General features: G+C 35.5%; 8 protein-coding genes. All 8 read right to left on the reverse strand.

Annotated features, from left to right (window positions below):
- Positions 1–5: 5 nt before the first annotated feature.
- The 8 genes from LNP23_RS02660 to LNP23_RS02695 all read right to left on the reverse strand — a co-directional run bounded on the left by LNP23_RS02660 (position 6) and on the right by LNP23_RS02695 (position 12,011).
- Complete coding sequence (locus LNP23_RS02660; protein ID WP_230003585.1) at positions 6–1,913, reverse strand: DUF3858 domain-containing protein; 1,908 nt, start codon at positions 1,911–1,913, stop codon at positions 6–8.
- Between the two features lie 64 nt (positions 1,914–1,977).
- Positions 1,978–2,430 (reverse strand): D-aminoacyl-tRNA deacylase, encoded by a 453-nt coding sequence (gene dtd / locus LNP23_RS02665; RefSeq protein ID WP_230005128.1) that lies wholly within the window; start codon positions 2,428–2,430, stop codon positions 1,978–1,980.
- Positions 2,431–2,605: 175 nt separating this feature from the next.
- Entirely contained in the window at positions 2,606–3,583 is a 978-nt protein-coding gene (gene rsgA, locus LNP23_RS02670; protein WP_230003587.1) for a ribosome small subunit-dependent GTPase A, read from the reverse strand.
- A 139-nt stretch (positions 3,584–3,722) separates the two neighbouring features.
- Entirely contained in the window at positions 3,723–7,040 is a 3,318-nt protein-coding gene (locus LNP23_RS02675) for a DUF2135 domain-containing protein (protein WP_230003589.1), read from the reverse strand.
- 661 nt (positions 7,041–7,701) lie between these two features.
- Positions 7,702–8,784 carry a bifunctional 3-deoxy-7-phosphoheptulonate synthase/chorismate mutase type II gene (locus LNP23_RS02680; protein ID WP_047778976.1) on the reverse strand — a complete coding sequence of 361 codons (1,083 nt, stop codon included), beginning with the start codon at positions 8,782–8,784 and terminating at the stop codon, positions 7,702–7,704.
- A gap of 13 nt (positions 8,785–8,797) precedes the next feature.
- Entirely contained in the window at positions 8,798–9,655 is an 858-nt protein-coding gene (locus LNP23_RS02685) for a prephenate dehydrogenase (protein ID WP_230003591.1), read from the reverse strand.
- 287 nt (positions 9,656–9,942) lie between these two features.
- Positions 9,943–11,088: a pyridoxal phosphate-dependent aminotransferase gene (locus LNP23_RS02690; RefSeq protein ID WP_047778978.1), complete on the reverse strand. Its 1,146-nt coding sequence runs from the start codon at positions 11,086–11,088 to the stop codon at positions 9,943–9,945.
- A 95-nt stretch (positions 11,089–11,183) separates the two neighbouring features.
- Positions 11,184–12,011 carry a prephenate dehydratase gene (locus LNP23_RS02695; protein ID WP_230003593.1) on the reverse strand — a complete coding sequence of 276 codons (828 nt, stop codon included), beginning with the start codon at positions 12,009–12,011 and terminating at the stop codon, positions 11,184–11,186.
- Positions 12,012–12,251: the final 240 nt, after the last annotated feature.

Consider the following 12,251-nt stretch of genomic DNA (forward strand, 5'->3'; position numbering starts at 1 on the left):
TTGGATTAGTTCTTTATTAGTACAATTTTGGCGTTATCATTTTTTGCTACTTGCTCCATAAAAAGGCGGTATTCGTCGTATTCTTTATTAGAATATTTTCCTTTATTTAAAAACATAGAGCGTTTGTATGTCAATTTATTATTCTCTTTTTTAATAATTTCGGTTTTGTATTCTCCGAATTTCCCTTTCAACTCGTAAGGGGCAGGTAAAAATTCAATGCTAAAACCCGCTGGCAGGTTAATTTCGATTTCATCTGAATCCAGATACCCACGTTGAATTTGAAATGGATTTTTTCTATTTCTGATTCGTTTTACATTACCACCACTCTGATTGAAGGCATCCACAACAAAAATCATTTTGTTAGCTGAAATAGTAGCATAACTCTCCGCACTTACATGAATATTTTCTGTAAAACGGATATTCTCTTTGTCGTTTGTAAAGGTTATTTTCTCTAATTTTAAATTATTGATATTATCCCAATATTCTTTATAATGTGCTTCTTTTTCATTTGGCGGCAGGTGTTCTACTCTTGCCTTCGAATTATACTGAGACCCGTCTGACACAATTGAAACTGAACCTGTAAAACTTCCGTTTTCATCTAAAGTATAGGTTCCTTTATCGGTTTGTGCATTTCCTTTATCATCGTATATTTTAGTTCTCACAATGACCCCTCCTTCAGGCTTCACCACTAAAACGTCTCTGTCATCCGTAAATATTCCCTGATAACCAAAAGGATCATCCTGACTTGTGCATTCTAACCAGGTATAACTATCCCCTGTTGGAATTGCCAAAATCATATGGTTTCCCTGCATGGAAACAAAGTCAGATTGAATATTTCTTTTGTAAGTGTCTCCATACAAAATTGTATTATAGGAAGGAACATCAACCGTTTGCAGCAGTGCTTTGGTATAATTTGTCAATGCCTTGCAATCTCCATATCCCAAACGGTCTACGTCTGTTGCGTACATTGGCTTCCAACCTCCAATACCAATAGCGATGTTTACGTATCTTGATTTTTTCTGAACATAATCATAAATGATTCTTGCTTTCTTGACAGGATCTTTTTCGTTACCAACAAGTGCTTTTATTTTGGCAATAGTTTCTTCCGGCAGGACTGTAGTTCCTGTTAAAATCTTATCTCCATACCATTTACCAAAGGCTTCCCAGGTAGTAGCCGTTCCATCAACACCTTCTAAGTGAAATTTTTCCACCCCCATCATTACTCTGGGAAAAAGATCGCTGTAAGACGGACTAAGGTCTTCGGTTTTTTGCGCTAGAATCGTACCCGTCACATAAGACAATTGGGTATTGGTATCTGTGGTCTTTTTAATATCAAAACCCGAAAATGCGAATTCTTTCTTTTTAAATCCGAGATCATTGGGGTAGGTAACATTTAGAACACTTTTCTCAATGCTCAAATAATAACTAGCCAAAGGATACCATTGGGGTATAAAAGCCGTATTTGAAGTCTCCACTTCACTAGTATAAACAATCGTAAAAGGATAAGAAACGGGTGTATAATCTAAATAAACAATTCGATTATCTGAAAAAAGAGTGCTTCCGCTTACTGTGCTTAGATCTTTAAAATCTTTTCGTCTAATTTTCTTGATTTCAACACCAAAAGCATCGTAAACAATCGCTTCGATACTATTTACAGAACTTGTTTTATCATAGTGTTCAAATGCTTCCACTAATTTTAATCCTTTTTCATTCAAAACCGTTACCACTTTTTGTGTTTTAATCGTCATATCTCTTTGCGAAGCAATTTCAATATCAATTTGATTTAAACGAACAACAGCATTGGCATTTTCTTTGAGACTATCTGCAATAGAAGCTGAAGTGTAGAAGTTTTTCTGAGCAAAAGAGACAAGAGAAAACAGGAAAAAAAATAACGTGTAAAAAGAGCATTTCATTAGTAAAAAATTTCGTCAAATATATAGTATTTTCTGACGTTGTTAACAAATCCTTAAGACTTTTTTACTCCCTGTTTTTACTGTCCATCAAAATGGTAACCGGGCCATCATTTAACAAACTGACTTTCATATCTGCACCAAAAATACCCGCTTGCACTTTTTTGTTAAATTCTTTTTCTAAAGATGTTACAAAGGTCTCATACATAGGTATAGCAAATTCCGGTTTCGCCGCTTTTATATAAGAAGGACGATTCCCTTTTTTAGTAGAAGCATGAAGTGTAAACTGACTTACCACGATGATATCACCGTCAATATCCTGAACGGAGCAATTCATAACCTCATTTTCATCAGCAAAAATTCTCATTTTAAGTATTTTTCCGGTCAGCCATTCAATATCATCCTGTGTATCGGCCTCTTCAATTCCGACTAAAATCAACAATCCTTTTTGAATATCCGCAACCTTTTTCTGGTCAACCGTTACTGATGCTTCTGAAACTCTTTGAATAACTACTTTCATAATATGATGGTGAATGGTAAAATGTGAATGATGAAATGTCATTTGCAATGATGCACATCCGTACAAATGCACAGTAGAGATGCACAGCAGTGCATCTCTACCGTTTTTATATATTTAAATTCACAAACCACCGCGTTTGGAATTTGGAATTTAAAAATTTTGGAATTTAAAACTCTTATTTCCTCAATTCATCACTTGCTTTTCGGTCTTCGTCATAAGAATCCGTACGATAATTTTCATCATCTCCTTCTAAAATCTTCAAATAACTATTGTAACGCGACCAGGCAATTTCATCTTTTTCTAAAGCCGCTTTTATGGCGCAATGAGGTTCTTCCTTGTGCAGGCAATTGTTGAACTTACATTGGTCTTTTAATTTGAAAAATTCAGGAAAATAACCACTGATTTCTTCTTTTTCCATGTCTACGATCCCAAAACCTTTGATTCCGGGGGTGTCGATGATTTTTGCATTAAAAGACAAATCGTACATTTCTGCAAAAGTCGTTGTATGTTGTCCTTGTTTACTGGCTTCAGAAATGGTTTTGGTTTTAAGATGTAAAGAAGGTTCCATCGCATTTACCAAAGTTGATTTACCAACACCGGAATGCCCTGAAAACATGCTTACTTTACCAATCATCATTTCTTTTAACTCTTCAATACCTTTCATTTCTGTTGACGAAACACGAAGACATTTATAACCAATTTGCTGATAGACATGTTGCATATACAACTGATCTTCTAAAGTAGGCTCATCAAAAGTATCTATTTTATTAAAAACCAAAATCGTTTCGATATTGTAGGCTTCAGCCGTTACTAAAAAACGGTCGATAAAGTTGAATGTTGTCGGTGGATTATTAATCGTTATCAATAAAAAAACCCGATCAATATTCGAAGCGATAATATGCATTTGATGAGACAAATTCACCGATTTACGAACGATATAGTTTTTTCTTTCGTGAATGGTGTGAATCGTTCCTGTTAATGTATCAGAGGTTTCTTCGAGTTCATAATCCACAATATCTCCTACGGCTATAGGATTGGTACTTTTAATACCTTTCATCCTAAACTTCCCTTTCATACGGCATTCTATAAAATCTCCATTTTCAGATTTCACAGTGTACCAGCTCCCTGTAGATTTATAAACGAGTCCTGTCATTTTTTTATTTTAGATATCCGGTTTTAGATTTTAGATTGCTCTTAAATCTAAAAAATTAAAAGGCAAAATTACGTTTTTAGAATTGAACAACGCAACTTCGCCTTTTAAAATTAGAAAACACCTTCTAAATTTGACAGGCTTACCACACAATTTCTGCTAAAAGCTCATTTTCTTTTACTTTCCCTAATTGAATGGTTTTTAAAACTCGGGTCGTTTTTCCTTCTTTAGTGGTATAAATCTCAATCATTACGGTTGCAGGACCACTTTCTGTTAATTCACGTTCACCAAAATAATTCGTTTTGATTTGGTATTTCCCTTTCACAGCATTTCTGATTAAATATTGCTCCGGCCCATAACCTTGAGTAAAATCTTTTGAAAATTTTGCTCCGGCTTCTGTTACCGTATGACCATAATAACATTCTTCACCTGTTGGTTCAATAATATGCAAGTCTAAATCAACATCCATCAGGTTCCAATTCATAACAACCCGAATGTCTATCGGCATTTTTTTAAGATACTTTTTATCTAATTTTTCCGAATTCAAACCTTTATGTTCCAGCATCAAACGGTTAATATCCATCAGAATAATATCTTCAACTCCTTCATACTGTCCGCTCATTTCTCCATAATAATTTACTTCAAGTGCTTTTATCAATTGATCAAAAGCTTCCTGATATTTCCCTGCATCTTCCAAAGCCAAGGCATAATCACGCAAACTTTGTGGCTCGTGTGCTCTCCATTTTGCAATCTGTTTTGCTGTAAACAAAGCATCGTCGTACGCTTTCCACTGACGTAAGGTATACGTCAGCGTTTTGTAAAGCTGATGGTTCTCTAATCCTAAATCAGCAATGTTGCTAATTACCTGCAATGCTTTTTTCACATCACCCTGATTGTAGAAAAAGTGCGCCACATCAAAATAAAAACTCGGATTTCTCTCCTGTACCTTTCTTAATTCAAAATACAACTCGTATTGTTTTTCTTTTGGTGCTGCTGCCAATGCTTTTAGGTACAAACGATCCGGATTCCATGTTTTAGATTCCTTTTGGTTCTTGTCAAAATTTATATCCCCAGCTCTAAAATTCAAAGTATCACTAATGGTCTCTGCTTGCTCCCGCTTTTCCTTATTTGCATTTGCTTCTTCAGTGATCTCGTTTGCTCTGGCCACAACAGGGGAAACAAACTTCACCTGATCTACCTGCGGGGCTGGAGGAGGAGGCACATCGTTAGCTTCACCTTTTGAATATGCAGCCTCTGAAACGGGTTCTCTCGCATAAGAGACCGATCCTCCCTCGCTTCGCATACTTAATGCTGATGTGACTACAACTTCATTTAGTGCCCGTGAACTCTCTTGTAACCGTACCGTAACCTCATTGTTTCTGCCAATATTGAATGAATCGGTATCCAATCCGACATAAGAAACGACAATGGTACTGTTTTCAGAAGCTTTTACCCTAAATTTCCCATCAAAATCAGCAGCAACACTTTCCATATCTGATCTAACAGAAGCTCCCGGCAAAGGCTGATTTTGTTCATCTAAAACAATACCCGAAACATAGCCGTTTGTAATACTCGAATTTCTTCTGAAAGTCGTTTGCGAAACCGTATTTGATCCTCCTCCGGGTTTATTTTTTGGCTTCGGCAAAGGTTTTGTCCTTGTATATTTGATATTTTGTTTCCACCAGGAATCTAGCTCTGTAAAATAATCATCAATATTCTCCCAATTATTTTTCTGCTTGGCCAGGTTTGTATCCTGTTCCTGTTTTTTAATTCTGTCAAATTCGGCACGCAATTCTGCAGGAGGAACAATATCATACGCCATATAATCGCGAAGCTCTTCTAAAACAATCAGCGAAGTATTCTTGGTTATAATTCCGTACTTTTTTCCTAAAATCTCAATTTCTTCCGCATTCTTGTCGTACTGCAAATCAAGATTAGCAATTTTTTTCTGAGCCCATAACTTTTCGATACTAACGTCTGTAGTATATTGAACAGCCGCATCCAGCGTAATTTTTCGTTCTAAAATTGCCTCACCAAAATATCCAAACAACAACGTGATTTCATTTTTCGGATTCAGTGAAATTCCAGCAAAACTAAAATTCCCCGAAACAGAAGCTCCTTTCATCGGATACAAATCTGTAACCGTAAGATTTTCTTTTATGCCCAAAAACTTCAACGTATTATTGGTCAATTTATCTAAAGCATTAATCGGATTTAATTGATTCAGATTGATAAAATTACCTCCAGTCTTCATCGATGCATAATTCAAAAAAGTAAAATCAGCAGAAACGGAAGAAGTAATTGTATAAATTGGCTTATTCGTTTTTGGTAAAACATTCTCGCTCAAAGAAGATAATCCATCCGAAAAGAACAAGAATTCATCATGATTTGGGAAATTTATTTTAGAGAAACGAGTACCTCCATCATATCTTGTGCTTTGCAATACGTTTTTTAAGGCAGACCAATTCCCATTTGATACCACATAATCTTTATCCTTTTCAAAAGTATAATTCAGGAAATACAAACTTACAGTCGTATTTTTTATTTTTTGAAAATAAGCGTCTAGCAAATCCAATTCCTTTTTCAGATCGCGATTCTGGCAACTCAAAGAATTATCCCAAACCAAACCGATTGAAGCCGGCATTTTTTTGGCAATCTTATTTCCTTCAATAAAAGTACTTCCATAAAAATAATGCTGATCCTGTATCGTCTGCATTACCACACTCGGAATATTCTGCTGAATGGGAATCTTAAAAAGTAACTTCTCAGAAGGCTGATAATTTTCCTTTTTTAATGAAGTTTGAAACGATTGGTTCCATTTTGAAAAAGCAATTTCCTCGCCTGAATTTTCCGCAATTGTCGGAGATGCAGCTGCCCCTAAAACCGAAACATTCAACTCAAATTTATCCAGTTTAACCGGATAACGACTAACCAATTGATAGGCTAAATTATTCTTATCAAAAGCCGCAAGCTCTTCTTCGTAACCAATAATTACGATTCGCTCTCCATTTGGCATCAAAGGATAGATTCTGGTTCTGAAGTTATTTCCGTCTACTTTCTCCAATAATCCCGGGTCAACGCGACGGTGTTCGATAGCTTCGAAAACTTGTTTCCCTTTGTTTTTATTTACCGGAACTGCTTCGCGCATTTTCCCGTTTATATCAATAGCATATCTCGAAACCGAAACATTTTCGGGCAACGGAAAAATAAGTTCTGCTTCCATCTGACGGTTGCCTGAATTGAAAAAATGCATTTCGGCAGTCGTGTAAGCGATATTCCCTACCACTTTTACATTAACGATGAGCTGACTCATTCTGACTTTTTGAGCCTCCTCTCCTTTGACTGTTAGTTCAGGACTTTGCGCAAAAGTTTTCGCTCCTAAAAACAATAAAAAACAAAGCAATAAATTCAATTTTAGTTGAATCTTTTCCAGCTTAAATGGGTGCATTTTTGATTTCATGACACGAAAGTTAAGATTGTATATCACTATAGAGGCAAAAAAAATTAAAAAGGTTGGGAAGAAAAATAATTTATTTAAAAAAAGACGGTAAATAAATGCTCTAAACCATATAAGTGATGTAAGTTCATTTAAAAAAATTGGCGAGATAGCTATATCAAAAAATCTCCCATACTTATCATAAGATGATGCAGATTAAACTTTAATTGTGAAGTGCCACAAATTCATCGTAAACAAAACTTACATTTTCTTACATGAACTCATATGGTTAAAAAAAATTAGCAAAACAAAAAATCTCCAACACTTTTATAAAGCGATGGAGATTTAATTTTAGTTGTGAAGTGCTACAAATTCATCATAAACAAAACTTACATTTTCTTACATGAACTCATATGGTTAAAAAAAATTAGCAAAACAAAAAATCTCCAACACTTTTATAAAGGGATGGAGATTTAATTTTAGTTGTGAAGCGCTACAAATTCATCGTAAACAAAACTTACATTTTCTTACATGAACTCATATGGTTAAAAAAAATTAGCAAAACAAAAAATCTCCAACACTTTTATAAAGCGATGGAGATTTAATTTTAGTTGTGAAGTGCTACAAATTCATCATAAACAAAACTTACATTTTCTTACATGAACTTATATGGTTTTAAAAAAAATTAAGCATTGAAAACTTTTTCCTGGTGACCAATACTTTCCTGGTGAATCGCTTTAAACATTCTTAAAACGAACTCTTCTGTAAGTCCTTTTTTCTCTCCTTCCAGTATCATTTTCCCTAAAATTTCATTCCAACGATTGTTTTGAAGAATCGCAACGTTCGCTTCTTTTTTCACCTGACCAATTTCGTCTGCTACTTTCATACGTTTTCCTAATAACTCTAATAAGTTAGCATCTAAAACGTCGATGTTTGCTCTTAATTTAGTCATTTTTTGGCTGTACTCATCTGTAGTATCATCTGTTTTTCTGATCGTCAAATCTTTAATGATTTGTTTCAAAGCGTCCGGAGTAACTTGTTGCGCAGCATCAGACCAAGCGTTGTCCGGATCGTAGTGCGTTTCGATAATCATACCGTCGTAGTTCAAATCTAAAGCTTCCTGTGTTACTTCAAAAATCATTTTACGATCTCCAGTAATGTGAGATGGATCGATGATTAAAGGTAAATCAGGGAATTTATTTTGCAATTCGATTGCAATCTGCCATTCCGGAATATTTCTGTATTTTGTTTTTTCGTAAGTAGAGAAACCTCTGTGAATAACCCCTAATTTTTCAATTCCGGCCATATGCAAACGCTCAACACCACCTAACCATAAAGCTAAATCCGGGTTTACAGGGTTTTTCACCAAAACAATTTTATCAGTACCTTTTAAAGTGTCAGCAATTTCCTGAACTGCAAAAGGATTTGCAGTTGTACGGGCTCCAACCCATAAAACATCAATATCATGCTCTAAAGCCAATTTACAGTGTGCTGCAGTTGCTACCTCAGTTCCCATAAGTAAACCAGTTTCTGCTTTGGCTTTTTGTAACCATTTCAATCCAATTTCACCTACACCTTCAAATCCTCCCGGACGCGTTCTTGGTTTCCAGATTCCGGCTCTGAATACACTTACTTTAGAATCTTTTAATTCACGCGCAATTTTCAATACCTGATCTTCCGTTTCTGCACTACATGGTCCAGCTATCACAAGTGGGTGATTTAAATTGAAATCTTCTAACCACTTTCTCATTTCTTTTTTATTTTCCATCTTTTTTTTTAGTTTATTTTTTAATAGTAATTCCGTTTAATATCTCTTTAATTTTATTTACACTTTCCATTTCTTCAAAAATGGCATTATAATTATCATCTGCTAATAAATCTTTAAACTGAGTCAGATTCGCAATATATCCTTCTAAGGTTTCAATCACATACTCTTTGTTTTGTTTAAAAATTGGTGTCCACATAGCCGGTGAACTTTTGGCCAAACGAACGGTACTTTCGAATCCACTTCCCGCCATATCAAAAATATCCTGTTCGTCTTTTTCTTTATTCATTACCGTTTTCCCTAGCATAAACGAACTAATGTGCGACAAATGCGAAACGTAAGCGATGTGTTTGTCGTGCGAAATCGGGTCCATATATCGAATCCGCATTCCGATTTCTGCAAAAAGTTGCAATGCCTTTTCCTGCAATTTGAAAGTAGTTTTCTCTACTTCACAAATAATATTCGTTTTCCCTTGAAACAGTCCTTTTATTGCTGCCGATGGTCCCGAAAATTCTGTTCCTGCAATCGGGTGGGTAGCAATAAAGTTCCTTCTTTTGGGATGATTTGTTACGGCATCGCAAATTGGTTTTTTGGTAGAACCTACTTCAAAAACAATCGTTTTCTCTCCAACCAAATCCAGCACTTTCGGCAAAATCGTCAGTGCAACATCTACCGGAACCGAAACGATTACAAAATCGGCTTCACAAAGATCTTCCAACTTCCCTACCTGATCAATAACCCCTAAATCAATTGCTTCCTGCAAGTGTTCTTCGTTATTGTCAATTCCAAAAATAGTTGCCTTCGAATGTTTCTCTTTGATGTCTAACACCATCGAGCCTCCTATTAACCCTATTCCTATTACGTATACTTTCATTTTTATTTTTATTTAAAGCTTACTCCTGCTATCCGCTGTATCTTTTATGGTGAACCCCACCATAAAAGGATGCCGCTTCTATCAAGGCTAGGGCTTTTTGTTTTTTCAAGACCTTTTTTCGTGTGTTTTGTCATTTCGAGGAACGAGAAATCACACTAGAAATTCCGTTTTGCTATTTCTACAATTCTTTGTCGAGTTTCGTGTGTGATTTCTCGTTCCTCGAAATGACAAACTGAGTCAAAAATCTAAAATCTACATTCTAAAATCTAAAATCAGAAATCTCCTCTCTAAAATCTATCAATCGCTTCTTGTACTTTTTCTTCTTTCACACACAATGAGAATCTAATGTATCCCTCACCATTACTTCCGAAAATAGTTCCGGGTGTGATGAAAATATGTTTCTCGTATAATATCTCGTCAATGAACTTTTCTGCAGATGCAATTCCTTCCGGCAATTTTGCCCATACAAAAAGTCCAACGCCTTCTGCATACACTTTACAGCCTAATTTTTCTGCCAATTGATTTGTCAATTCACGACGGCGTTTGTAAATTTTATTTTGTTCTTCAAACCAGGATTTACCACAATTTAAAGCAGCAACCGCTCCTTTTTGAATTCCGTAAAACATACCACTGTCCATGTTACTTTTGACTTTCAGTACTGCATCAATAACTTCTGCGTTTCCTAAAACCATTCCGACTCTCCAGCCAGCCATGTTGAAAGTTTTACTAAGTGAATTCAATTCCAAAGCCACTTCTTTTGCCCCTTCTACCTGCAATAAACTCATCGGATTATCATTCAAAACAAAACTATACGGATTGTCATTGACCAATAAAATGTTGTGTTTTTTAGCAAAAGCAACCAATTTTTCAAATAACGCTAAACTTCCTCTTGCTCCTGTTGGCATGTGTGGATACCCCAACCACATGATTTTTACTTTCGAAAGGTCTAATTTTTCCAAAGCTTCGAAATCCGGCTCCCAGGCATTTGCTTCTTTCAAATCATAATATACCGGAACAGCTCCAACCAAATTGGTCACCGAAGTATAGGTCGGATAACCTGGATTCGGAATTAAAACATGATCGCCTTCATTCAAAAAAGCCAGCGAAATATGCATGATTCCTTCTTTTGACCCCATTAACGGCAAAATCTCCGTATTCGGATTCACGTCAACACCAAACTGATTCTGATAAAAATCTGCCATCCCTTTTCTCAACTCCGGCAATCCCTGATAACTTTGATAGCCATGCGCATGCTCTTCCTGAATGGCCAATTGCACCGCCTCAATAACTGCTTTCGACGGACTCAAATCCGGGCTTCCGATGCCCATATTGATGATAGACTTTCCTTCAGATTGCAGTTGTCTCACTTCTCTCAATTTGGAAGAGAAGTAGTATTCTTCAACTGTATCTAATCGTTTTGCTGTTGTAATCATGTTTTTTTTGCTTTATGCTTTAAGCTTTAGACCTTAGCCGTATTAATTAAGATTTGGAATTTGGAATTTCAAAAATTTGGAATTTCCTCCCCTCCCTATGGTTTCGTATTCTTATATTCTCCTAGCACTTTAAAGTACTCTGCCATTATATTCAGTAACGCTTTTGCTTTGGCAAAATCTTCGTATTTCTCGAAGGTTACATCTACGAAAAACGAATATTTCCAAGGAGTTTCAATTTTCGGGAGCGATTGAATTTTTGTTAAATTCAACTGGCAGTCGCTCATTACGTTTAAAACTGCTGCCAAACTTCCTCTTTTGTGATCCAACTCAAATTTGATTGACGCTCTGTTGATTTCGTTCTCTGGCAAAAATGAATTCTGCTTTTTAATGATCACAAAGCGGGTCATATTATTTTTGATCGTCTGAATCTCCGGTACCAGAATCGCTAAATCATACATTTCAGAAGCCGTTTTACTCGCAATTGCTGCAATTCCGGTGAGTTGTTTTTCCTGAATTCTTCTGGCTGTTTCTGCTGTATCTTTATCTTCAACCAATTTAATATTGGGATATTTTTTCAAGAAATCCATGCATTGCAAAATGGCCATCGGGTGCGAATGAACTTCTTTTATATCCTCTATTTTCTGCCCTTTCAAAGCCATTAAATTCTGATGAATGCTCAAATAATGCTCTCCAATAATGTGTAAATTATTCTTATCAATCAAAGCATAATTAGGAATAATTGGCCCTGCAATAGAGTTTTCAATCGCCATTACGGCCTGATCGGATTTTCCGGAAAGCAGACTATCAATTAATTCCTCAAAAGACAAACATTCATCAATAGCCACATTTTCAGAGAAATACTCTTTCACTACCTGATGATGAAAGGAACCTTTTATACCTTGTATTGCAATTTTCGTTGTCATATATTCAAAAAAAAATCCTGATTTTCATCAGGATTGTATATTAGTTTTATTTGTCTTTTACTTTTCTCAAATAACCATAGCACAATCCTCACTTCTACTAAAGAAGAAATAAAAAGAGTTGCTAAAATAAAAACGGTTATTAGTCATTTTGTTTGTGTTTTTCAATAAATACTCTGCGAATGTATAAATTATTTTTACTGCACCAAAAAAATTAATACATTTTATGAAACAAAAAGGGAT

Origin of the sequence: Flavobacterium cupriresistens, assembly GCF_020911925.1 — a bacterium.
Taxonomy (GTDB): Bacteria; Bacteroidota; Bacteroidia; order Flavobacteriales; family Flavobacteriaceae; genus Flavobacterium; species Flavobacterium cupriresistens.

Coding starts and splice junctions, on each gene's coding strand:
- LNP23_RS02660 (WP_230003585.1), bottom strand. CDS start 1,913: ATGAAATGCTCTTTTTACACGTTATTTTTTTTCCTGTTTTCTCTTGTC.
- dtd (WP_230005128.1), bottom strand. CDS start 2,430: ATGAAAGTAGTTATTCAAAGAGTTTCAGAAGCATCAGTAACGGTTGAC.
- rsgA (WP_230003587.1), bottom strand. CDS start 3,583: ATGACAGGACTCGTTTATAAATCTACAGGGAGCTGGTACACTGTGAAA.
- LNP23_RS02675 (WP_230003589.1), bottom strand. CDS start 7,040: ATGAAATCAAAAATGCACCCATTTAAGCTGGAAAAGATTCAACTAAAA.
- LNP23_RS02680 (WP_047778976.1), bottom strand. CDS start 8,784: ATGGAAAATAAAAAAGAAATGAGAAAGTGGTTAGAAGATTTCAATTTA.
- LNP23_RS02685 (WP_230003591.1), bottom strand. CDS start 9,655: ATGAAAGTATACGTAATAGGAATAGGGTTAATAGGAGGCTCGATGGTG.
- LNP23_RS02690 (WP_047778978.1), bottom strand. CDS start 11,088: ATGATTACAACAGCAAAACGATTAGATACAGTTGAAGAATACTACTTC.
- LNP23_RS02695 (WP_230003593.1), bottom strand. CDS start 12,011: ATGACAACGAAAATTGCAATACAAGGTATAAAAGGTTCCTTTCATCAT.